The sequence below is a fragment of the Streptomyces sp. NPDC034086 genome, assembly GCF_055575515.1.
In genome coordinates this window covers 272,085-293,230 of sequence record NZ_JBVISM010000003.1, presented here as the reverse complement: position 1 = coordinate 293,230, position 21,146 = coordinate 272,085, and the positions used below count along the sequence as shown (strand labels likewise).

At 73.7% G+C, this 21,146-nt stretch carries 27 protein-coding genes; 9 read left to right on the top strand and 18 right to left on the bottom strand.

Going from position 1 to position 21,146, the window contains the following annotated elements; all coding sequences use genetic code 11:
• Positions 1–57: 57 nt before the first annotated feature.
• On the bottom strand, positions 58–975 hold the full coding sequence (gene pucL, locus ACZ514_RS11290; RefSeq protein ID WP_468163827.1) for a factor-independent urate hydroxylase: 918 nt from the start codon (positions 973–975) through the stop codon (positions 58–60).
• A 271-nt stretch (positions 976–1,246) separates the two neighbouring features.
• Positions 1,247–2,608 carry an aminotransferase class III-fold pyridoxal phosphate-dependent enzyme gene (locus ACZ514_RS11285; protein WP_468163824.1) on the bottom strand — a complete coding sequence of 454 codons (1,362 nt, stop codon included), beginning with the start codon at positions 2,606–2,608 and terminating at the stop codon, positions 1,247–1,249.
• A 481-nt stretch (positions 2,609–3,089) separates the two neighbouring features.
• Here ACZ514_RS11285 and ACZ514_RS11280 point away from each other — a divergent pair, with 481 nt between their 5' ends.
• Complete coding sequence (locus ACZ514_RS11280; protein WP_469124590.1) at positions 3,090–3,587, top strand: ATP-binding protein; 498 nt, start codon at positions 3,090–3,092, stop codon at positions 3,585–3,587.
• A 93-nt stretch (positions 3,588–3,680) separates the two neighbouring features.
• On the opposite strand, the gene ACZ514_RS11275 is transcribed toward ACZ514_RS11280, so the two are convergent.
• Together ACZ514_RS11275 and ACZ514_RS11270 are read right to left on the bottom strand one after the other, a co-directional pair.
• Positions 3,681–4,502: a SigB/SigF/SigG family RNA polymerase sigma factor gene (locus tag ACZ514_RS11275; protein WP_469124589.1), complete on the bottom strand. Its 822-nt coding sequence runs from the start codon at positions 4,500–4,502 to the stop codon at positions 3,681–3,683.
• A 341-nt stretch (positions 4,503–4,843) separates the two neighbouring features.
• Positions 4,844–6,034 (bottom strand): MFS transporter, encoded by a 1,191-nt coding sequence (locus tag ACZ514_RS11270; RefSeq protein ID WP_469124588.1) that lies wholly within the window; start codon positions 6,032–6,034, stop codon positions 4,844–4,846.
• A 96-nt stretch (positions 6,035–6,130) separates the two neighbouring features.
• Between ACZ514_RS11270 and ACZ514_RS11265 the strand changes: the two genes are divergently transcribed.
• Together ACZ514_RS11265 and ACZ514_RS11260 are read left to right on the top strand one after the other, a co-directional pair.
• Positions 6,131–7,096 carry an ArsR/SmtB family transcription factor gene (locus ACZ514_RS11265; RefSeq protein WP_468163816.1) on the top strand — a complete coding sequence of 322 codons (966 nt, stop codon included), beginning with the start codon at positions 6,131–6,133 and terminating at the stop codon, positions 7,094–7,096.
• A 25-nt stretch (positions 7,097–7,121) separates the two neighbouring features.
• A complete protein-coding gene (locus ACZ514_RS11260) occupies positions 7,122–7,514 on the top strand; it encodes a TOBE domain-containing protein (protein WP_468163814.1) in 393 nt (130 codons plus the stop codon).
• Positions 7,515–7,544: 30 nt separating this feature from the next.
• Here ACZ514_RS11260 and ACZ514_RS11255 read toward each other — a convergent pair whose 3' ends face one another.
• On the bottom strand, positions 7,545–8,255 hold the full coding sequence (locus ACZ514_RS11255; RefSeq protein WP_469124587.1) for a TetR/AcrR family transcriptional regulator: 711 nt from the start codon (positions 8,253–8,255) through the stop codon (positions 7,545–7,547).
• A 107-nt stretch (positions 8,256–8,362) separates the two neighbouring features.
• Here ACZ514_RS11255 and ACZ514_RS11250 point away from each other — a divergent pair, with 107 nt between their 5' ends.
• The gene (locus ACZ514_RS11250) at positions 8,363–9,406 is read left to right on the top strand and encodes an aldo/keto reductase (protein ID WP_469124586.1); all 1,044 of its coding nucleotides are present in this window, start codon (positions 8,363–8,365) and stop codon (positions 9,404–9,406) included.
• Between the two features lie 365 nt (positions 9,407–9,771).
• Here the strand turns inward: ACZ514_RS11250 and ACZ514_RS11245 are convergent, their stop codons facing one another.
• Positions 9,772–9,900 carry a sigma factor gene (locus ACZ514_RS11245; RefSeq protein ID WP_469124585.1) on the bottom strand — a complete coding sequence of 43 codons (129 nt, stop codon included), beginning with the start codon at positions 9,898–9,900 and terminating at the stop codon, positions 9,772–9,774.
• Between the two features lie 44 nt (positions 9,901–9,944).
• The gene (locus ACZ514_RS11240) at positions 9,945–10,910 is read right to left on the bottom strand and encodes a GlxA family transcriptional regulator (RefSeq protein WP_468163808.1); all 966 of its coding nucleotides are present in this window, start codon (positions 10,908–10,910) and stop codon (positions 9,945–9,947) included.
• A gap of 139 nt (positions 10,911–11,049) precedes the next feature.
• Between ACZ514_RS11240 and ACZ514_RS11235 the strand changes: the two genes are divergently transcribed.
• Positions 11,050–11,643, top strand: coding sequence for an MBL fold metallo-hydrolase (locus ACZ514_RS11235; protein WP_468163806.1), 594 nt, complete (start codon positions 11,050–11,052; stop codon positions 11,641–11,643).
• A 14-nt stretch (positions 11,644–11,657) separates the two neighbouring features.
• Here the strand turns inward: ACZ514_RS11235 and ACZ514_RS11230 are convergent, their stop codons facing one another.
• The 3 genes from ACZ514_RS11230 to ACZ514_RS11220 form a co-directional block, all read right to left on the bottom strand.
• Complete coding sequence (locus tag ACZ514_RS11230; protein ID WP_468163804.1) at positions 11,658–11,906, bottom strand: hypothetical protein; 249 nt, start codon at positions 11,904–11,906, stop codon at positions 11,658–11,660.
• A complete protein-coding gene (locus ACZ514_RS11225; RefSeq protein WP_468163802.1) occupies positions 11,906–12,316 on the bottom strand; it encodes a VOC family protein in 411 nt (136 codons plus the stop codon). The genes ACZ514_RS11230 and ACZ514_RS11225 overlap by 1 nt, the downstream gene beginning before the upstream one ends.
• 96 nt (positions 12,317–12,412) lie before the next feature.
• Positions 12,413–12,751 (bottom strand): DUF3040 domain-containing protein, encoded by a 339-nt coding sequence (locus ACZ514_RS11220; protein ID WP_468698500.1) that lies wholly within the window; start codon positions 12,749–12,751, stop codon positions 12,413–12,415.
• A 210-nt stretch (positions 12,752–12,961) separates the two neighbouring features.
• Here ACZ514_RS11220 and ACZ514_RS11215 point away from each other — a divergent pair, with 210 nt between their 5' ends.
• Together ACZ514_RS11215 and ACZ514_RS11210 are read left to right on the top strand one after the other, a co-directional pair.
• Positions 12,962–13,798: an L-threonylcarbamoyladenylate synthase gene (locus tag ACZ514_RS11215; protein ID WP_468163798.1), complete on the top strand. Its 837-nt coding sequence runs from the start codon at positions 12,962–12,964 to the stop codon at positions 13,796–13,798.
• Positions 13,799–13,924: 126 nt separating this feature from the next.
• Positions 13,925–14,350 carry a hypothetical protein gene (locus tag ACZ514_RS11210; RefSeq protein ID WP_468163796.1) on the top strand — a complete coding sequence of 142 codons (426 nt, stop codon included), beginning with the start codon at positions 13,925–13,927 and terminating at the stop codon, positions 14,348–14,350.
• A 54-nt stretch (positions 14,351–14,404) separates the two neighbouring features.
• Here ACZ514_RS11210 and ACZ514_RS11205 read toward each other — a convergent pair whose 3' ends face one another.
• Positions 14,405–14,743 carry a MerR family transcriptional regulator gene (locus ACZ514_RS11205; RefSeq protein ID WP_468163794.1) on the bottom strand — a complete coding sequence of 113 codons (339 nt, stop codon included), beginning with the start codon at positions 14,741–14,743 and terminating at the stop codon, positions 14,405–14,407.
• Between the two features lie 701 nt (positions 14,744–15,444).
• On the opposite strand from ACZ514_RS11205, the gene ACZ514_RS11200 reads away from it, so the two are divergent.
• A complete protein-coding gene (locus ACZ514_RS11200) occupies positions 15,445–15,804 on the top strand; it encodes a hypothetical protein (protein WP_468163792.1) in 360 nt (119 codons plus the stop codon).
• Positions 15,805–15,932: 128 nt separating this feature from the next.
• On the opposite strand, the gene ACZ514_RS11195 is transcribed toward ACZ514_RS11200, so the two are convergent.
• From ACZ514_RS11195 to ACZ514_RS11170, 6 genes are all read right to left on the bottom strand, one after another.
• Positions 15,933–16,244 carry an SCO5918 family protein gene (locus tag ACZ514_RS11195; protein WP_468163790.1) on the bottom strand — a complete coding sequence of 104 codons (312 nt, stop codon included), beginning with the start codon at positions 16,242–16,244 and terminating at the stop codon, positions 15,933–15,935.
• A 49-nt stretch (positions 16,245–16,293) separates the two neighbouring features.
• Positions 16,294–16,692 (bottom strand): CBS domain-containing protein, encoded by a 399-nt coding sequence (locus ACZ514_RS11190; RefSeq protein ID WP_469124584.1) that lies wholly within the window; start codon positions 16,690–16,692, stop codon positions 16,294–16,296.
• A gap of 46 nt (positions 16,693–16,738) precedes the next feature.
• Entirely contained in the window at positions 16,739–18,256 is a 1,518-nt protein-coding gene (locus ACZ514_RS11185) for a DEAD/DEAH box helicase (protein WP_469124583.1), read from the bottom strand.
• Positions 18,257–18,566: 310 nt separating this feature from the next.
• Complete coding sequence (locus ACZ514_RS11180; protein ID WP_072489439.1) at positions 18,567–18,770, bottom strand: cold-shock protein; 204 nt, start codon at positions 18,768–18,770, stop codon at positions 18,567–18,569.
• A 312-nt stretch (positions 18,771–19,082) separates the two neighbouring features.
• The gene (locus ACZ514_RS11175; RefSeq protein ID WP_469124582.1) at positions 19,083–19,379 is read right to left on the bottom strand and encodes a hypothetical protein; all 297 of its coding nucleotides are present in this window, start codon (positions 19,377–19,379) and stop codon (positions 19,083–19,085) included.
• A 29-nt stretch (positions 19,380–19,408) separates the two neighbouring features.
• On the bottom strand, positions 19,409–19,987 hold the full coding sequence (locus ACZ514_RS11170) for a DUF5994 family protein (RefSeq protein ID WP_469124581.1): 579 nt from the start codon (positions 19,985–19,987) through the stop codon (positions 19,409–19,411).
• Between the two features lie 305 nt (positions 19,988–20,292).
• On the opposite strand from ACZ514_RS11170, the gene ACZ514_RS11165 reads away from it, so the two are divergent.
• Positions 20,293–20,790, top strand: coding sequence for a DUF5994 family protein (locus ACZ514_RS11165; protein ID WP_468163780.1), 498 nt, complete (start codon positions 20,293–20,295; stop codon positions 20,788–20,790).
• A gap of 69 nt (positions 20,791–20,859) precedes the next feature.
• Here ACZ514_RS11165 and ACZ514_RS11160 read toward each other — a convergent pair whose 3' ends face one another.
• Positions 20,860–21,060, bottom strand: a complete 201-nt coding sequence (locus ACZ514_RS11160) for a hypothetical protein (protein ID WP_468163778.1) — start codon at positions 21,058–21,060, stop codon at positions 20,860–20,862.
• Between the last annotated feature and the right edge of the window lie 86 nt (positions 21,061–21,146).

The following is a 21,146-nucleotide window of genomic DNA, read 5'->3' as shown; positions in this document are numbered from 1 at the left end:
CCCGGACCCCGCGACGCGGTCCGGGCCGGCTGGACGGCACGGGGGGCCGGAGACCGGTCAGGCGACGATCCAGTCGGAGGTCGCGATCACCGGCTGCACGCCGTCACGGTGGACGGTGCCCTCGATCAGGCCGTACATGCGGTCCGCCGCGAAATACACCTCGTTGTCGTTCTTGAGGCCGAAGGGCTCCAGGTCGACGAGGAAGTGGTGCTTGTTGGGCAGGTTGAGGCGCACCTCGTTGACCTTGGGGCAGTTGTCCAGCACCCGCTCGGCCATCTGGTTCAGGGTCTGCTGGAGCGAGTAGGAGTACGTCTCCGCGAAGGCCTCGAGCAGGTGCTTGCGGACCTTCTTGTACGACTGGTCCCAGTCGTACCCCGCGTCGTCGCCCGCCAGCGCCGAGTGCGCCCAGCGGGCGGTGACCTTGGTCGCGAGGATGCGGTCGTACGCCTCCTTGAGCGTCGTGTACTTGTCCTTGATGTAGCCGTGGAACTCGGAGTTGGTCGAGTTCATCACGGTCAGGTCCTTCAGACCCGAGATCACCTGGAGGCCGGTGGTCTCGCTGTAGGTGACCTGCGCGGTACGCACCTCCTGGCCCTTGCGGACGAAGGAGTGCTGCTCCTTGCGGGTCGGGACGGGGATCCGCTCCCAGGCGTACTCCTCGATGCGGATCTGCGCCTCGCGGATCGGGGCCTGGGAGGAGACGAAGTGCTTCGCGAGGAGGATGCCGAAGGCCTCGGGAGAGGCGATGCCGTGCTCCTTGCCGAAGGCGTACACCGTGTTCTTGGTGGTGTCGGTCGGCAGGCAGTTGGCGTTGTCACCGGTCAGGTGGACGTCGCGGAACTCGCCGCGCAGGGCCACCGAGACGTTCAGGTCGCGGATCTCGTGCCAGGAGCCGTCGTTGCCCTTGCGGGTGACCACGACGATGCGGTTCTCGGCCTTGCCGTACTGGTTCTGGCCCAGGACGTGCTTGCTCATGCTGTCTTCCTTCGGGTACTCGGGAACACGGAGTCCGTTGGTCTGGATCCCGTACGCCCGGCGTCCAGCGCCCGCCCTCCTCGAAGGACGTCCCGCTCCCCGCCGTTCGGCCCCGCAGGACCGCCCCGGGACTGACGTGCATCCCGGTCCGTAGGTGCTGAGTCGTACTGAAGTACTGACGGGATTGCACCATGTGCGCGGCCCCTTCACCACCGCACGGAACATCCCAACACCAGCACCCACGGATTGGGCGACCGCACAAGCTCGCAGGTCAGGCCATGTGCGCATCCGCGACGGACAGGGCCTCGTCGATGATCGCCAGCCCCTTGGCCACGTCCTGCTCCGCGATGTTGCAGGGCGGTGCGACGTGGATGCGGTTCCCGGCGAGGAGGGGCCACAGGCCGGCCTTCTTCAGGGCCGCGCCGAAGGCGGCCATCGGGGCGTTGTCGGCACCGGAGGCGTTGTACGGGACGAGCGGCTCGCGCGTCCGCCCGTCGCGCACGAGTTCCAGCGCCCAGAAGGTGCCCATGCCGCGGACCTCGCCGACGGAGGGGTGCCGGCCGGCGATCTCGCGCAGACCGGGCCCCAGCAGCTCGGCGCCCGTGCGGGCCGACTGCTCGACGACGCCCTCCTCGGCCATGGTGTTGACCGTCGCCACGGCGGCGGCGCAGGCCAGCACGTGCCCCGAGTACGTCAGCCCGCCCGGGTACGGCCGGCGCGCGAAGGTCTCGGCGATGGCGGCGGAGATGGCGACGCCGCCGAGCGGCACGTAGCCGCTGGTGATGCCCTTGGCGAAGCAGAGGAGGTCCGGGGTGACGTCCCAGTGGTCGGCGGCGAACCAGGCGCCCGTGCGGCCGAACCCGACCATGACCTCGTCCAGGATGAAGACGATGCCGAAGCGGTCGCAGAGCTCGCGCACGCCCGCCAGGTAGCCGGCGGGGGGCACGAGCACGCCGGGGGCGCCGCCGACGGTCTCCAGGATGATCGCGGCGATGGACTGCGGCCCCTCGAAGACGATCGTGTCCTCCAGGTGGCGCAGGGCGCGCTCGCACTCCTCGGCCTCGGTGGTGGCGTGGAAGGGCGAGCGGTAGAGGAACGGTCCCCAGAAGTGGACGACGCCCGCGGTCGCGGAGTCGTTGCCGAAGCGGCGGGCATCACCGGTGAGGTTGATCGCGGTGCTGGTCGCCCCGTGGTACGAGCGGTACGCGGCCATCACCTTGGGCCGGCCGGTGTGCAGCCGGGCCATGCGGACGGCGTTCTCCACGGCCTCGGCGCCGGCGTTGGTGAAGAAGATCTTGTCGAGGTCGCCCGGGGTGCGCTCGGCGATGAGGCGTGCGGCCTCGGAGCGGACGTCCACGGCGAAGCCCGGCGCCAGGGTGCAGAGCCGGTGGGCCTGCTCGGCGATGGCGGCGGCCACCTTGGGGTGCTGGTAGCCGATGTTGGTGTAGACGAGGGAGCTGGAGAAGTCGAGGTAGCGGTTGCCGTCGTAGTCCCAGAAGTACGAGCCCTCGGCGCCGGCCACGGCCAGCGGGTCGATGAGCTCCTGCGCCGACCAGGAATGGAAAACGTGCTTCCGGTCTGCTTCCTTGACTGCGTCTTTCACGGCGGCGGTGGCATCGGCTTCTGCGTTCATATATCGAGGGTAGTTGTCCATGATGTGGACTCCGGGGTGCCTCGGTCCCGACACCCCGCGCCGACGACTTGACGGATCGCGGACCGGGTTCTCGACGCGCCCGGGCAGCGCGCATAGCGTCCCCCGGACCGGCCGCTCCACGGGGGAGAACGGCGGGACACTCATGGCGGGAGCCCTTCGCGGTTCCGCCTGAAGCCGGGGGCGCGTCCAGGGCCGCCGCGCGGCCGCCCTGGACGCGCCGTCCAGGCGCCCTCGACGGGCCCTCGAGGCCCCTTCGCGACCGCCCCACCGCCCGGCCGCGTGCCTGTGGGCGTGCGGCCCGGGGGCCGGGCGGCGGAGGGCCCCGCCGTGACCTCTCCCTGCCGCGTGCCGTGCTTCCCCGTACACACTCGGCAGTAGCGTGGTGCCCGTGCGGGATTTGTCCGTCCCGGCCGGGGGTAGGTGCGGCGCCGGGGGAGCGGTGTCGGAGACAGGAGAGCCTGTGGCGGAGCAGACGCGGCGGCTGGTCCTGGGCGGCGCCACGACCGGGGTCGTAGCCCGGTGCCGGGACTTCACGCGACGGGCCCTCACCGACTGGGCGTGGCCCGAGGGCTCGGAGGCCGAGGAGGACGTGCTCCTGCTGGTCTCCGAGGTGGTGACCAATGCCTGTCTGCACGCGGGCGGCCCGCGCGAGCTGGTGCTGCGGCACAGCCCCGGCCTGCTGCGGGCCGAGGTCAGTGACGACAGCCCCGAACCGCCCGTGCGCCGGGCGACCCGCGACCGCTCCCGGCCGGGTGGGCACGGGCTGGTCCTGATGGAGCGCCTCGCCAAGAGCTGGGGCTCCGTGCCCGCCGCGGACGGCCGTGCCGGCAAGACGGTCTGGCTGGAGATGACGGCCCCCGGGGCCGCGGTCGCCGCTCCCACGCCCGAGGAAGGCTCCGGCCCCACGCCCGAGGAAGGCCCTGTTCCCACGCCCGAGGAAGGCTCCGGCCGGGCCTGAGTCCCTGCCGCCCGAGCGGCGGCGGGCACCCCGGCCCTGGCGGCCGGGGGCGACCCGGCCGCGCCAGGGGTGCACCGTCATGCGGCCCCGGGGTCAGGCGTCGGTGAGGAGGCCGCCGCGCAGGCGGGTCAGGGTGCGGTTCAGCAGCCGGGACACGTGCATCTGGGACAGGCCCAGCCGGGCGCCGATCTCGGACTGGGTCAGCTCCTGCCCGAACCGCAGCGACAGCAGCTCCCGCTCCCGGGCGGGCAGCTCGGCCAGCATGGGCTTGAGGGACTCCAGGCACTCGATCCGGTCGTACGCGGGCTCCTCCTCGCCGATCGAGGACCGCTCCGCGGCCGGGTCCCGCTCCGAGTCCTCCTGCACGGGTGCGTCCAGGGAGCGTGCGGAGTACGCGCTCGCCGCCTTGCGGCCCTCGCTGAACTCCTCCGGTGTGACGTTCAGCTGCTCGGCCATCTCGGCGTCGGTCGGCTCGCGCCCGAGGTCCTGCTCCAGCGCGTCATGGGCCTTCGCGCTGTCGATCCGCAGTTCCTGGAGGCGGCGGGGGACCTTGACCGCCCAGCTGGTGTCACGGAAGAACCTCTTGATCTCCCCGCTGATCGTGGGCATCGCGAAGGTGGTGAACTCCACCCCCCGCCCGGGGTCGAACCGGTTGATGGCCTTGATCAGGCCGATCGTGCCGACCTGGACGATGTCCTCCATCGGCTCACTGCGGCCGCGGAAACGCCTCGCCGCGTACTTCACCAGGCTGAGGTTCAGCTCGACCAAGGTGTTGCGGACGTACGAGTAGTCGGCCGTTCCCTCGTTCAGCTCCGCGAGGCGGTGGAACAGGGCGGTGGACAGTGCCCTGGCCTCGAGGGTGGCCGCGTCCATGCGGTCGGTGCTTTCGGTGTGGTCGCGCTCGGTACGGTCCATTGTTCTGCGCTCCTCCGACGGGCGGTCCCGGGTCGCGGGGCCGAGTCATGCGCTGTGGGCCCTCACCATCCAGGTGGATATACCCGGTCAAAGCGGGCGATACCCTCCCTTTTTTCGGTCCCACGTGGGTTCCCGCCTCGTTCCGGCGTTTCACGTGAAACCACGCCCGGACGAAGTGCCTGGTCACCGCGGCAGCGGCGGCCCCGGGAGGGGCCCCGGATCGACACCGCCGCGGGACCTGACGCGACCGGCCGGTCGGGGGCCGCGTGCGAGGAGCTCCCCCGTGGCTCCCCGCACGCGACTCCGGACCGGCCGGGTGGCGTTTCCCGTCCCTGGACGCCCTACGCCGCCAGCTCGTGCTCCACCCGGGCCGCGACCCGGTGGCGCAGCAGGACGAGCGCCACCGCGCAGAGCAGGCCGCCCGCCAGGGCCGTCCACCACAGGGCCGCGGGGCCGACGCCCGCGTACAGCGTCACGCCCAGCGTCAGCGCGGCGAAGCGGGCGACGCCCCAGGTCCAGCTGAAGGCGCCCTGGTAGCGGCCGCGGGCTTCGGCGGGGGCGAGGCCGGCGATCACCGAGGCCGCGATCCCGGCGACGACCACCTCGCCGAGCGACCAGACGACCACCGAGGCCGTGTACCCCGCCAGGGTGTCGGCGAGCCCGGTCGCCGCCACTCCGGCGGCGATCAGGGCGCTGCCGGCCGCGTGCACCGGGAGCTGCGGCAGCTTCGCGAGACGGGCGGTCACCAGCGGCTGCAGGCCCACCACGAGGACCGCGTTGACGGCGGCCATGGCCCCGTAGGCGGCGGGAGTCAGGCCGCTGTCGCGCATGGACAGCGGCAGGGCCACCTCGGTCAGCGAGTACACGAACAGCTGGACGCCGAAGACCGGCAGCAGCGCCATCATCAGCCGGTCGCGCAGCACGACCCCGTAGCCCAGGGTCCGTGCGGTCCCGTCCGCCGGGGCCTCCCGGCGCGGCTCGCGCAGCCGGGCCACGACGACGGCCGCGTACACCAGCAGCGTCCCGGCGTCGACGGCGAAGAGCAGCCAGTAGCCGTGGGCGGCGAGGAAGCCGCCGAGCACTCCGGCGACGGCGGTCCCGATGTTGACGCCCCACCCGAACAGCGCGTAGGCCCGCTGCCGGCGCTCCCCGTCGACGGTGTCGGCCATCAGCGCGTACGTGGCCGGGCCGACCGTCGCCGAGGCCGCGCTGAGCAGGAGCGCGGCCGCGCCCATCGTCAGCACGCCCGGCGCGAGGAAGAGCGCGCCCTGTGCCGCCGCGGCCCCCAGCAGCCCGATGAGCATCGTCGGCCGGCGCCCGATCCGGTCGGCGAGCATGCCGCCGAGCGCGGGCCCGAGCAGGTTGCCCGCGCCGAGCGCGCCGAGGACGTACGAGGTCTCGGTGCCGGTGATCCCCCGGTCGGCCAGCAGGAACACCAGGAACGGGGTGACCAGGTGGCCGAGCCGGTTGACCACGGTGCCGGCGAACAGGGTCCAGACGGTGGGCGGGAGTCCGCGGAAGGAGGAGAGCATGCGAGGAGCCTGCACGCCCGGCTCCGCCGGCCGAACTGATTAAGCTCAGACCGAATCCACGGGGCGGGACGAGGGGGCGGGGCCGTGCGGACGGGCTTGAGTTTTTCGGCGGGTGACCTGGCGCAGACCCGGTTCGCGGTCTCCCCGATGTGGGAGGTCGTCACCAGCTTCCGGCGGCTGCTGGACCCGGCCCCGCCGCACCTGCACGGGAGCTGGGCCGCGCAGGTGCGGCCCCGGATCGCGCGGGCGGGTCTGGGGCGGGGCTGGCTGGCCGAGCTGGTCCCGGCGCGCGGCTACCTGGCGGACTTCCTGAACCCGACCCCGCCCGGGCCCTTCCCCGATCTGTCGGCGGAGCTGCGGGCGGTCCGCGCGACCCGGCCGGAGCAGGTGCGCACCGACCTCGCCGGGCTGGGCGCGGGGGCGGACTCCTCGCCCCGGCTGAGGCAGCTGCTGGAGGAGCCGGAGACGGCGCTGGAGAAGGTCGCGGCGGAGATCGAGGTGTACTGGGAGCTGGCGCTGGCGCCCTACTGGGCGCGGATCCGCCAGGTGCTGGAGGCGGACGTCTTCCACCGGGCCCGCCAGGTCGCCGAGCACGGGGCGGCGTCCGTACTGAACGAGCTGCACGAGTCCGTGTGGTGGGACGCGGACACCCTGCGCCTGGTCCGGGCGCACTGCGGGCTGAGCCGCGAGCAGTCCGGGGCCGGCCTGCTGCTGGTGCCGTCGGCCTTCGCCTGGCCGCGCGTCCTGACCCGGACGGTGGCCCCGGACCCGCCCCAGCTGGCCTATCCGGCGCGCGGCGTCGGCACGCTGTGGGAGCCGCGGGCCTGTTCCTCCGCCGACGCGGTGGCCGGGGTGCTGGGCCGCTCCCGGGCGCTGCTGCTGGCCGAGCTGGACACCCCGGCGTCGACCACGCAGCTCGCGCGGCAGTGCGGGCTGTCCGCGGCCGGGGTGTCGCAGCACCTGACGGCCCTGCGCAACGCGGGTCTGGTCACCGCCCACCGGGCGGGCCGTTCGGTGCTGTACGCGCGCACGGCGATCGCGGACGCCCTCCTCACGGCCTGAACGGGCACCGCCTACGCTGCGGTGCATGGAGTCGTACACGATCGGCCAGGCGGCCCGGCTGCTCGGCGTCAGCAGTGACACCGCCCGCCGCTGGGCGGACGCCGAGCGCTTCCCGACGCGGCGCGAGGGGAACCGCAGGATCGTCGACGGGCCGGACCTGGCGGCGTTCTGCGTCGAGGTGGCGCAGGAGGCCGGGGAGGACGGGGAAGGCCCGTACACCTCGGCCCGCAACGCCTTCCCCGGCATCGTGACGGGCATCAGGCTGGGCTCGGTCGCGGCGCAGGTGGAGATCCAGGCGGGCCCGCACCGGGTGGTGTCGCTGCTGACCCGGGAGGCGGTGGAGGAGCTGGGCCTGGAGGTCGGCATGCGGGCCACGGCCCGGGTGAAGTCCACCAGCGTCTTCGTCGACCGCGCCTGATCCCCGCGCGGGCCGGGTGAGGGGCCGGCCTCAGGGGCTCCGTACGAAGGCCCCCGCGCGGGCCGCCGCCACCGCCGCCGTGGCCGCCCGCCGGGCCGCGGCCTCGTCCAGCGGGGCGTCGCTGGTCAGCAGCCGGTAGTACAGCGGGGCGGAGACGGCGCGGACCACCTCGGCGGCGTCGGTGCCGGGGGGCAGTTCGCCCCGCGCGACGGCCTCCTGGACGCAGGGCGCCCACTCCGCGACCCGGACCGCGTAGAAGCGGTGCAGGGCCTCGGCGGTCCGGGCGTCGCCCGTGGCGGCGGCGATGACGGCCTGGAACAGGGGGCTCTGGCGCGGGTCGGACAGGGTCCGCCGGACGAGTGCGGCGTTGGCCAGCAGGTCCTCCTCCAGCGAGCCGGTCTCGGTGCGCGGCAGCGACTGTTCGGCCATGTCCGTCAGCAGGTCGGCGACCAGCCCGGCCACGGTGCCCCAGCGCCGGTAGACGGTGGTCTTGCCGACCCCGGCCCGCCGGGCGACCTCGGCCAGGTCCAGCCCGTGGAAGCCCTGCTCGGCCAGCATGTCCCCGGCCGCCTCCAGTACGGCGGCCCGTACCCGGGCGGTCCGGCCCCCGGGGCGCACGGTCCCCGGCCCGGTGGACGCGTCCCCGGCGTCGGCCGCGTCCCCGGCGTCGGCCGCCCCCACCGCGTCGGCCGCGTCCGCCGCGTCTCCGGCGTCCCCCGGGGCAGCACTCGGCAGTGTCATAACGGGTCCTCGGTTCCATTAGTGGTGTCCAGCTGTTACGTTGGGACCACCTTAAAGGGTCTGCGGTGCCATTACCGCTCGTGCCCGCTCACGGGGAGGACTCCGTCATGGAATACAGGCAGCTCGGTGCGTCCGGTCTCAAGGTCCCCGCCCTCGGTTTCGGGGCCGGCACCTTCGGCGGCCGGGGCCCCGTCTTCGGCGCCTGGGGCAGCACCGACGCCCAGGAGGCGCGCCGGCTGGTGGACATCTGCCTGGAGGCGGGCATCAGCCTGTTCGACACCGCCGACGTCTACTCGGCGGGCGCCTCCGAGGAGGTCCTCGGACGGGCCGTCAAGGGACGCCGGGACCAGGTGCTGATCTCCACCAAGGCGGGCCTGCCCACCGGCGACGGCCCGGGCGAGTACGGAACCTCCCGCTCCCGCCTCATCGGGGCGGTCGAGGACGCCCTGCGCCGGCTCGGCACCGACCGGATCGACCTCTTCCAGCTGCACGGCTTCGACGCCGCCACCCCCGTCGAGGAGGTGCTCTCCACCCTCGACCAGCTCGTCCGGTCCGGCAAGGTCCGCTACGCCGGCGTCTCCAACTTCGCCGGCTGGCAGCTGATGAAGTCCCTGTCCGCGGCCGAGAAGCACGGATTCCCCCGCTACGCGGCCCACCAGGTGTACTACTCCCTCGTCGGCCGGGACTACGAGTGGGAGCTGATGCCGCTCGCCCACGACCAGGGCGTCGGCGCGATGGTGTGGAGCCCCCTCGGCTGGGGCCGCCTCACCGGCAAGCTGCGCCGCGGCAGCCCGCTGCCGGCCGGCAGCCGGCTGCACGAGACCGCCGACTACGGGCCGCCGGTGGACGAGGAACACCTCTACGACGTGGTCGACGCCCTCGACGGGATCGCGGAGGAGACCGGCCGGACCGTCCCCCAGGTGGCCATCAACTGGCTGCTGCGCCGCCCGACCGTCTCCACCGTGCTCGTCGGCGCCCGCGACGAGGAGCAGCTGCGGCAGAACATCGGCGCCGTCGGCTGGGAGCTGACCCCCGAGCAGGTGGCCCGGCTCGATGCCGCCAGCCACCGGCCGGCGCCGTACCCGTACTTCCCGTACGAGCGCCAGGAGGGCTTCGCCCGCCTCAACCCCTCGCTGCTGGCGCGCGGGTGACGCGGTGCGCCCCGCGCGGGCGAACCGGGCGAACGTGATCGCCTGCGAGGCCACGTCCGCCGCACCCCGCCGCAGCAGCTTCCCGCCGTCGGAGCGGGCCACCACCTCGGGGCCCAGAACGGCGACGAGGGCGTCGGGCTCCCCGCCCCGGGCGGCCGTCAGGAACGCGTCGACGACCTCCTGGCGCCGGACCGGGCCGGAGCCGGGGGCCGGTGCGGCCCCCTGGACCCGGCGCCGCGCCCGGCTGGCGAGCCGGCGCGCGGAGGCCGGCGTCCGGCCGAGGACGGGGGCGATCTCCTCGAAGGGCACGGCGAACATCCCACCGGCTCCACCAGCCCCACCAGCCCCGTCCGCATCGGAGCGGCTCAGCCTGAACAGGCCTCCTGGACGGCGTCGTCGGCGTCGCTGAGCGAGCCCAGCATCCGGTAGCCCACCGCGCGCAGGTGCGGCCGGTGCTCGTCGAACCGCCGTGCCGGATCGTCCTTCGCGTTCATCCGTCCGGTCCCCCCGTAGTGGTCTCCACCCGTTCCGGGGGACGTCAACCCCTCGCCGGCGTGCGGCTGAAGGCCCTGCGGTAGGACCGGGGCGGCACCCCGCGGCGCCGTACGAACTGCTCCCGCAGGACCGCCGCGCTGCCGAAGCCGACCAGCCGGGCTATCTCCTCGACCGGCAGGTCCGTGGTCTCCAGCAGCTCCTCGGCACGGCTGAGCCGCAGCCCGAGCAGCCAGGCGTGCGGGGTGGTGCCGGTCGAGGCCGCGAAGCGGCGCGCGAAGGAACGCCTGCTCATCAGGGCCCGGCGGGCCAGTTCGGCCACCGGCAGCGACTCGTGGAGGTGGGCACGGGCCCACGCCAGCACCTCGGCGAGCTTCTCGTCCCGGCAGTCCTCGGGGACCGGCGTCGCCAGGTACTGGGCCTGTCCCCCGTCGCGGTGGGACGGCAGCACCAGGTCCCGGGCGATGGCGTTGGCCGTGGCGGCGCCGTACTCGCGCCGCAGCAGGTGCAGGCACAGGTCGAAGCCGGCGGCGGCACCCGCGCCCGTGACGATCCGGCCCTCGTCCACGTACAGGGAGTCGGGTTCGACGCCGACCCCCGGATGCCGCTCGGCCAGCAGGCCGGCGAACCGCCAATGGGTGGTGGCCCGGCGCCCGTCGAGCAGTCCGGCCGCGGCGAGCGCGAACGCCCCGACGCAGTGCGCGGCCACCAGCGCGCCCCGCGCGTACGCCGTGGCCAGCGCGTCCAGCACCGCGGGCGGCGGAGGCGTACGGAAGCCGGCCCAGGGCAGGGCGATCACCAGGTCGGCCGAGGCCAGCCGGTCCAGGCCGTGTTCGACCATCAGCGGCAGCCCGACGTCACTGCGCACCGCTCCGGGCCGGTCCGTGCAGAGGGCGAAGTCGAACCGGGGCAGGCCCTGGCCGCGCTCGTCGAACACCTCGGAGACGATCCCGGCGCCGAGCATGCCGACCCCCGGCGGGGCGTACGCGGCGACGGACACGAAGGGCGGCATGCGGGCAGTCTGGCACGCGCGGCGTGAACGGCACCCCGCGCGCCCGGGGCGCACGCCCCCGCCCGCGTGGCACGATTCCCGCGATCAGTGGCAGTGCGGCCACTCGTGAAGTACCGCGGCCCCGAGAAGACTTGGGGGCATGACGAACGCACCGCTCGGCCGCAGCGCCCGCTTCCGCATCCTGACCACCGGCTACACCCTCTCCACCGGCCCCGGGGTGGCCGCCACGGTCTCCTACGCCCGGGACGGGGACCGCCACGTGATCGTGGACCCCGGCATGGTGGCGGGCCGGGACCGGATCCTCGGCCCGCTCGCGGAGATGGGGCTCGGCCCCGAGGACATCACCGACGTGGTGCTGAGCCACCACCACCCCGACAACACGATGAACGTCGGACTGTTCGGCCACGCCCGCGTCCACGACCACAAGGCGATCTACGAGAACGACCAGTGGACCGACCGCGACGCCGAGGGCTACGAACTGACCCCCGCGCTCCGGCTGATCCGCACCCCGGGCCACAGCCGCGAGGACATCACGCTGCTGGCCGGCACGGACGAGGGCGTCGTGGCCTTCGTGGGCGACCTGTGGTGGCGCCCCAACGGCCCGGTCGACGACCCGGTCGCCCCGGACCACGACGTCCTGCGGGCCTCCCGGGAACGGGTGCTCGCGGCCGCGGACGTGATCGTCCCCGGCCACGGCCCCGCCTTCCCGGCGGACGACAGCGCGCCCCTGTAGGGGTGCCCGCCGGATCAGCCGGCCGCCTCCGCGCGGGCGGCGGCGCGGCGCGCGGTCAGGTAGGCGTACGGCGACCGGCCGTAGGCGCGCTCGAACTCGCGGCCGAGCCGCCCGGCCGGCATGTCCACGGCCCGCGCGAGGGCCAGGAGGTCCAGCGGCCGCGCGTGGTCCCGGTCGATCAGGTCACGGACCCGGCGCAGCCGCGCGAGTCCCCCCAGGTGCTGTGCCTCGGTGAGCGCGCGCGCCCATCCGGGGCGGCACATCAGGCCAGTTCCTGGATCCGGACCAGGTTGCCCGCGGGGTCGCGGAAGGCGCAGTCGCGCACGCCGTACGGCTGGTCGGTGGGTTCCTGGACCACGTCGGCGCCGGCGGCCAGCACCTTCTCGAAGGTGGCGTCCAGGTCGCGGGTGGCCAGCAGGATCCAGCCGTAGGTGCCCTTGGCCATCATCTCCAGGATGGTGCGGCGCTCGGCCTCGGTGATCCCCGGGTCGACGGCCGGCGGCGCCAGCAGGATCGACGTACCGGGCTGGCCGACGGGGCCGACGGTGATCCAGCGCATCGTGCCCTGGCCGACGTCGCTGCGGACCTCGAAGCCGAGGACGTCCCGGTAGAAGGCCGCGGAGGCGTCCGGGTCGGTGTGCGGGAGGGCGGTGGTGTGAATGCTGATGTCCATGCCCGCAACGGTAGGCGCGGGGTCCGGGGCGGCGCTTCTCGAATCCTGACCGGTCCTGCCGCGTCCGCCCGTCCGGCGCGGCCCGTCCGGCCCGGTTCAGTTCCTCCTGGCCGCGGCCGCGGCCCTGGCGTGCATCCGGCGGCGCCCCCACGAGCAGGCCAGCCCGAGCAGCCGGACCGCGGTGAGCACCCACACCGCGGCGAAGAGCCACAGCAGGACCGGCGAACCCGTCGCCACGGCCCGTACGAACAGGGACGCGCAGGCGACGGCCAGCAGGGACGTCCACACGCCCCGCCGGCCCCACGTGCCGCTCCACGGTCCGATCCCGCGGCGCAGCGTACGGAGCCTGCGGTCGAGGCGCGCGTCCGCACGCAGGCCGCCCTCGATGCCGTCGAGGATCATCCGCTCGCGTTCCGAGAGTTCGGGGCCGTCCATGGCAGACCTCCCGGGGAGTCCCGTACCCGCGCCTCCCGCGGCGCGGACGCGCACGTCGCCTACCCGGCGGGCCGCCGCCCACACCCCCGCGCGCCGTCGGGCCGGCGGGACGCGGGGGCCGCCCGGCGCGGCGTCCCACCCGGATGGCCGGTGACGTATCCGGGGCCTTCTCGTTGCCGCTCGTAAAGGATCAGGTTGCGGAGGCCGGCAGTGAGCGGACAGCGGACGAGGACGAACGGGCGGCGGCTGGTCCTGGACGACGCCGAGGACGTGCGGGCCGCGGCGGGCGCGCTGGCGGAAGGGTGCGCGGTGGCGCACGGTTTCGGCAACCTGTACGCCGTCACCGCCGGCGCCGACCGGGCCGCCGTCGAGCGCGTCAGCCGGCTGAAGGGGCGCCCGGAGGGGCGGGTCGCCAGTGTCACCACGGTGCGCGAGCGCGTTCTGTCGCTCTTCGACTGGAGCCGGGTCCCGGCCGCCCTGCCGCGCCGGCAGCTCGGCCAGCTCGTCGAGGAGCTGTTCCTGCTCGGCCCGTTCGGTTTCCGCGGGCCCGCCGCCGCGCACGTCCCCCGGCACCTGACGGCCGTCCGGGACGGAGTGGCCACCGTGCGGCTCGTCGGACCGGGCTACCGCTGCCCCTCCAACGGCTTCCTCGCCGAGGCGCTGGAGCGCACGGGCGGCGCCCTGCTGTCCATCACCTCGGTGAACCTCTCCCGGCACCTGACCGGCGCGGAGCCCGAACCGGCCCACTGGCGCGCCGAGGGCGTGGTCGCCGACTTCGGCCACCGGCCCGACGTCCGGATCCTCGTCCACGACGACGAGCCCGCGGCCCGCGGCCGCTACCCCCACCACGCCCCGACGCCGGCCACGGTGCTCTCCTTCCACCACGCGCCGGGGCGCGGCCGTTCGGGCCTGCCCGCGCTCACCCTCGAACGGCACGGCTCGCTGTCCGCCGACCACACCCGGGCCATCGCGGCCAACCACGGCTTCGCCCTCGTCCCCGCCCCCCGGGCCGGTCGCCGCCTCCCGGCCCGCGCGTACGCGGACTGAGCGGGCGGGGAGGGCGGCCCGGAAAACCGGGTCGTCGGGGGCACCTCACATTTCGCGGAGCTGCGTCGTCGGACCGGCGAGAGATCACCGATCCACCGCCGCGAGGCAGAAGAGGGGGGCCGCGTCATGGCCACACGTACGACGGCAGTACCGGGCGGGTTCACGTTCCCGCGGGTGGCGATCGCCCTGCAGACCTCGGCGCTGTTCTTCCAGGCGCTGACCGCCGGACTGCTGCTGTCCTCGTCGTACGGCGAGACGCTGCACGGCGTCGGCGCGCGCGTGATGTACGGGGCCTCGATGCTGTACGTGCTGGCCGCGGTCCTGGCGTGGCGGCCGGGCGGCGGCTCTCCCCGGCCCGTCCTGTACGCCTCCGGCTTCCTCGTGCTGGCTTCGGTGCAGGTCGTGCTGGGCATCGCGCGCGTGCCGTCGCTGCACGTGCCCCTGGGGGTGCTGATGTTCGGCCTGAGCGTGCTGGACCTGGGCCGGGTGCTGTCGTCCCCCGCGCGCCGGGGCGCGGCGGCACCCGGCGGCAGCGGAGTCGAGCACCGGTGAGCGGTCCTCCGGCGGGGCGGCGTCCGGGCCGCTGCCCGGTCGGGCGGGCTCCCGTCAGGCGGAGGCCTGCGGTCCGGACGATTCGGCGGCGCGACGGTACTCGGCGTTGATGCGCTGGGCTTCTTCGAGCTGGTCCTCAAGGATGATGATGCGGCAGGCGGCCTCGATGGGCGTGCCCTGGTCGACCAGCTCACGGGCGCGGGCGGCGATGCGCAGCTGGTAGCGGGAGTAGCGGCGGTGACCGCCCTCCGAGCGCAGCGGGGTGATCAGGCGGGCTTCTCCGATGGCGCGGAGGAAGCTCTGGCTGGTACCGAGCATTTCCGCGGCCCGGCCCATCGTGTAGGCGGGGTAATCGTCGTCGTCGAGACGTCCGTACGAGTCGTCTGCTGTCATTTGCACCTCTCTGTGAAACGCGTCGAGGGGCCCTGGCGCCGTACGGCACCAGGGCCCCGAAGGAACTACTACACCACCTGCCGGCCCTGCTACTGCGCCGGCGTCTTGTGTCCGCGGATCCGACCCGGGTGCTGTCGGAGGCGCGGGGATCGCTGTTGCCTGACCGGAGACCACCTCACTATCGATGTCCTGCGGTACCCGGGCTCGACTTCGTCCCGGGCGATCCTGATGGCGCGGGTTCCTCCGTTCTTCCTCTTGATCACTACCTACCACGGGGGTACTGCGTACTGCGAACTCGTACCGCGAACTGCTCGCGGGACCGCTCCTGCCATGACGGCGGTCCCGCCACGGCGGCCCCTGATCACTGCGGGCCACCCGGTCCGGCGGTCAGTCCCGTCACCGTCCTGCGAAAAACCTGGCTCCGGAACTCCACCGCCGTACCGCTCTGCACATGCTGCTGACCGGCAGTTCGTCTCTGCCAGGCCTCTGTGTCTCTCTGGGCTACGAGAGAAACCATAGCCAGATCACCGACCAATGTCTACTCCGGCGAGAGTAGATTTCTGTTCGTCCGGCGATGAGGAAATCGGCAGTGCCCGGAGGTGGTCGGGGGAGGGCGGCACCGTCGCCGCCGGGACGCGGTGGTGGCCGGAGTGCGCGACCGCACTCCCCGGTCCCCGCGTACGGGCATAGGATCGGCTTTCATGTCGAAGCCTGACGAGCTGCTCGTTGACGTCGCCACCCTGGTGGAGTCCGGGCAGAGCAATCAGATGTCCCTGACCGTGGTCACGGGCGGAACTGTCATCACCGGCCGGCTGGCCCCCGAGGCGGTGTGGCGGCAACGGGTGTCGGAGGTCCTGGCCGACTCGTCCAGCCTGGGCGAGTTCTCCGCCGTCTTCACCGCCCGGGCGCGGAGTGAAGGACCGCCCACGCACCTCCACTTCCATATGGCCCGGATCCTCCAGGGCACGGTGGGCATCCCGGAGACGGGTGGCATGTACCGCGTCTCGATCGAGAACGTCAGCGCCTGGACCATGGGCGACTTCAGCTACTCCGATCACTGACTCCGCGTCCCGCGCGCAACCCCACCCGTACGCGAGAGGGCCCCCGCCGGCACGTGCCGGCGGGGGCCCTCCTGGCTGTCCGGGGTCGGCTCGCGCTCCTCCCGGCTCGTGGTCGTACGGTCAGGCGGTCACGCGATCGCCGGGACGCCGAGCAGCGCGGAGGCGTGCTCGAACGCGCCGGTGGCGCGGGCGGGCGCCGCGTCGCGCGGCAGGCTCCGGCAGGTGAACCCGAGCTTGGTCAGGGCGCGGACGACCTCGGCGGTGCTGAAGTCGCGGCGGTCCTGACGGGTGATGACCTGGCCGACCTGCTTGACCGGGTAGGTGCGGCGGCCGACGATCACGGACTCACCCGTCACCTCCTCGGGCTTGACGCCCTTCATGGAGGCCAGGACACCACTCTTGGTGAGTTCGAACGGGAAGCGGGCGATGACACAGCGCACGATGCCTCACAGGGGAGAAGGGGAGTTGGTTCCGCCGCGGTGAGGCGGCTCAGCGGGCGGGGGCGAGGAGCCCCCGCGCACTGTCCTGTCCGTCCCCCGGGCACCGGGCGACGAGCGGGCGGTGGCGCGGGGCGCGCCCGGCCGCCGGGGTGGCGGGCGGGGCGGGCGGCCCGCCGTCGCCCGTGACGTCGCGCAGCCGGAGGCGGTCCGAGTAGGCGGAGCTCTCGCGCACGGCGGTGAGCTGCGCCCGTGTGACCAGCCCGGTGCACACGCCGTCGGCGTCGGTGACGCTCAGGTGCCCGGTGAGGGCACTGGCCATGACGGACAGCGCCACCTCGACGGTCATGTCGTCATGGACCCGCGGTCCCGCCGTGTCCATGGCCTCGGCCGGCGCCAGGTGCAGCGGAGCGGCGCTCGCCGAGCGGGGTTGCGTCTGGACCAGCGTCACGACGTGCCTCCTGCAGAGATGGATGAACGTTCGGATCACGCGGTGTTCAGGCCGCCGCGTCGAACGCCGACTGCCTCGCGCCCAGGCGCCGGGACGTCGAACCGGGGCCGCGCCGGCCGCGGGCGGACGACGTGCCGCGCTTGGGCCGTGCGGGCGCCGGCGCGGTGATCGTCACGGGGACGCCGGAGGGGGTGCGGGCGCCGGTGATCCGGCTGAGCGCCTCCTCACCGGAGCGGACCTGGGTGGTCAGGGGGGTGATGCCGGCGGCCGCCATGAGGCGGGTCATGTCACGGCGGTGGTTGGGGGTGACCAGCGTGACGACGCTGCCGGACTCGCCGGCCCGCGCGGTACGGCCGCCGCGGTGGAGGTAGTCCTTGTGGTCGGTGGGCGGGTCCACGTTGACGACCAGGTCGAGGTTGTCGACGTGGATGCCGCGGGCCGCCACGTTCGTCGCGACGAGGACGGTGACGTGCCCGGTCTTGAACTGGGCGAGGGTGCGGGTGCGCTGCGGCTGTGACTTCCCGCCGTGCAGGGAGGCGGCCCGGACGCCGCAGTCCAGGAGGTCCTGGGTGAGGCGGTCCACGGCGTGCTTGGTGTCCAGGAACATGATCACCCGGCCTTCGCGCGCCGCGATCTCCGTCGTCATGCGGTGCTTGTCGGCGGCGTGCACGTACAGGACGTGGTGCTCCATCGTCGTCACCGCGCCCTGGGAGGGGTCCACGGAGTGGACGACGGGGTCGGCGAGGTAGCGGCGGACCAGGAGGTCGACGTTGCGGTCCAGGGTCGCCGAGAACAGCATCCGCTGGCCCTCCGGCCGCACCTGGTCCAGGAGCGCGGTGACCTGCGGCATGAAGCCCATGTCGGCCATCTGGTCGGCCTCGTCCAGGACGGTGACCGCGACCCGGTCGAGCCGGCAGTCACCCCGGTCGATGAGGTCCTTGAGGCGGCCGGGGGTGGCCACGACGACCTCGGCGCCACCGCGCAGCGCGGCCGCCTGCCGGCCGATCGGCATCCCGCCGACGACGGTGGCCAGGCGCAGCCTCACGGCGCGGGCGTAGGGGGTCAGGGCGTCGGTGACCTGCTGGGCGAGCTCCCGGGTGGGGACCAGGACCAGGGCCAGCGGCTGGTGGGGCTCGGCGCGCTGGCCGGCCGTGCGGGCCAGCAGCGCCAGGCCGAAGGCGAGGGTCTTGCCGGAGCCGGTCCGGCCGCGGCCGAGGACGTCACGGCCCGCCAGGGAGTTCGGCAGCGTCGCGCCCTGGATGGGGAACGGGACGGTCACGCCCTGCGCGCAGAGCGCGGCCAGGAGCTCCTTGGGCATGTCGAGGTCGGCGAACGCCTCGACGGACGGCAGCGCCGGGGTGATCGTCTTCGGCAGGGCGAACTCGCCCGAGGCCGAGGAGGCACGCCGGCCGTAGCCGCCGGAGCGGCCGGGAGCGCCGGAACGGCTCGGGGCGGCGGAACCGGAGCGGCCGCCCCGGACGGGGGCCGTGCCGGAGTCGTACGTGTGGCCGCCGGTGTGGCGGCGGGTGCGGGAGGAGCGGCTGTTCGTGCGTGCGGGGTTCATTCAGAACCTTCCTGGATACGGTACGCATCAAGGAATTCCCGCAGTGGAAGAACGGTGCGGAGAATCGCAGGCACGGACCGAATGGAATGCGAAAGCGGACGCGGACCACGGGGAAATCCGTGTCGGCGCGGGAGGGAATGCGGGAGGGAGTGGGGATGGTGCACGGAAATGAATCCGGCGCACCGGCGGAGCGGGTGAGGCTCCGGTGATGCCGTCCCTCGGATCCCGGGTGGAGCGGGTGCGTAAAAGCGTGCAGCTGGGGCCCGCACCCCGAGGGATGCGGGCCCCAGCTGCAAAATGTGCGTGAGCGTCAGGCGGAGACGATGTTCTCGGCCGTCGGGCCCTTCTGGCCCTGAGCGATGTCGAAGGACACCTTCTGGCCCTCCTGGAGCTCACGGAAGCCCTGGGCGGCGATGTTCGAGAAGTGGGCGAACACGTCAGCGCCGCCACCGTCCTGCTCGATGAAGCCGAAACCCTTTTCCGCGTTGAACCACTTCACGGTGCCAGTAGCCATGTCATATCTCCTTTGGGCATTGCCTCGGAATCCGCGCTTTACGGATGCCGTGTCGCCGCGATGATGCCCCGACCGGAAAATGACCGGAAAGACGAAGCGCTTCCGTCCGGCCGTAACCGGGCGGAGGCGCTTGAAGTTTTTGGGTACCAAAACTGCAACTGACTTCGACAGTAGCACGCCATGGCGGATCGTGTGGGCCGAACATTTTCCCCGGTGTGGTGCCCGTAAAAACTCTCCCCGCGAGGACCGTCAAATTCTCCGGCCGCGGAGACAGGTATTCATTCCCCGTGGCGGGGGTCTGCCGGTGGCCGGTCAGTTCTCCTCGGCCTCCGCCCCGGTCCCGGTACCGGTCCCGGTCCCGGCGCCGACGTCGGTGGAGGACCTGCTGGTGGCCAGCCAGGAGCGGGCGGGGCCGGCGACGGCTTCGGTGTCGACGGTGAGGTGGAGCCGGGTACCGCCGCCCGGGGCGGGGTAGCTGCGCTGTTCCGTCGCGTCGAAGCAGCGGCGCAGTACCTCGGCGACCGCGCGGGCCGCTTCGGGACTGGCGGCGACGATCCGGACCTCGGCGTTCCCGGCCACCGGGAGCGCTTCTGTCTCGTGGGGGTCCAAAGGGGGCGTCCTTTCGTCAGGGGCGGTGCTCACCGCCGGGTGTCCCCGGGTACCGGGAGGGCCCGTCGCCTCCCGACGAGGTCCCCGGAGCGCGCCGTGCGGGCCCCGCCTTCGGCTTCCCAGACGTCCTCCTGGTTCCCGGCATCGCGCATGCCGCGGCCGATGGCGGCCTCGGCGGCGACCAGGGCGCCGACGGTCAGGACACTGCCGGGGATCGCCGCGGCGGTCATCAGGCGGGCAGCGGCGGCGGGCTCGGTCTCGGGAGGGACGACGAGCAGGTCCCAGCGGCCGACGGTGAGGGACAGCAGGATCAGCTGGTCGGGGTGCTGCTCGGTGAACCAGCCGACATGGACAGTGTGCCCGGTGGCCGGCACCTTGTGCGGAACGCCGTGCCAGCGGGTCGGGTTCACGGTGACGCGGGTCATGCGTCCCCATGCCTCGTCGAGCAGGGCCACGAGCGGGGGGAGTTCGGCGTACAGGTCGCGGGAGCGGGGCCACCAGGCCCCGTCCAGCCGGCCGGCGAGTGTGGTCCCCGGGGTGAGGGACACGCGTGCCGGGAGGTCTGTGGCGAGGTCGTGGGGTGCGGTCCGGTCGGTGGTGGTGGTCATGGTGTGACCTGCCCCCGGGCCGCGCGTCGGCAGCCCGGTTCCTCGTGATCCCCGGAAACGACACCCGCGCGGGAGCCGGTGTGCGAAGTGCTCCCGGTGCTTTCACTGTACGCCCGCCCGGCGCCCGCCAACCCGCCCCGACCAGGCATTTTTCCGGGGCCGCGCGGGTGGCCGGACCGGGCGGCGCCCCGGCGCCGGGGGTACGGTGAAAGGACGGCAGTGCCGCGTTCGCCCCGGCGGGCGCTCCGGGTACCGGCGCCGGTCCGGGCCGGGCGCGGCCGTACTCCGCAGACGGGCGGACCATGATGGCTGACGCCGACACCCCGCGCACACCCCCGATGCTGTTGCCGGACGCGATCCATGCCGCGGTCCGGCCCGGTACCGCCCTGCTGCGGCTGGAGACCACGCACGCCCGGGAAGGAGTCCTGGACGGCGCGTGGTGGCCGCGCTCGCGCGACGTCGAGAGCGAGCTCCCCGCACTGATCGGCGCGCTGACCGAGCACCTCGGGCCCATCACCCGCGTGGTCCTGGACGCCTCGGCCTGGGACGGCCTGCCGGCCCGTCTGGTCGTCGACGACCGCGTCGTCCACCTCGACACCGACCCCGTCGGAGACGACACCGTCCTCATCACCCGCGGGGACAAGGACCACTTCGCCCTGCTGGTGGTACCGCCCGGCACCACGCCGGACGCCGCACGCGCCGCCATGGCCCGCGCCGTCCGCGCCGACAACATCACCTCGGCCGCGGAGATCCTCGTGGCGGCCGGACCCCCTGCCGCGTCCGGGCAGGGCGAGCCGGCGTGATTCCGGGCGCGGACATCCGTGAGTGGCGCACCCAGAACGTGGTGGGCGGCCCCTGCGACGGTCTTCCCGTCACATCGACTCGTCGTGGAGGTCCTCTTCGCGCAGCAGGTCGTCCTCACCGCGGCGCGAGGGCTCCTTCCGCCCCCGCTCCCGTCCCCGTTCACGGGACTGCCTGCCCGGCTGCGGGTGCGCGGGGTCGCCGGGGCGCTGGTGCCCCTGTGCCTCGCTCCCCTTGCCCGGCTCCTCACGCCCGTCCTGCGCACCGCCCATGACCCGGACTCCTTCTGTCCTGCGGGGACCGCCGTGGGGGGTCGGATCCCTCCGGACCACGCTCACACGCACGATGGCGCACCGCA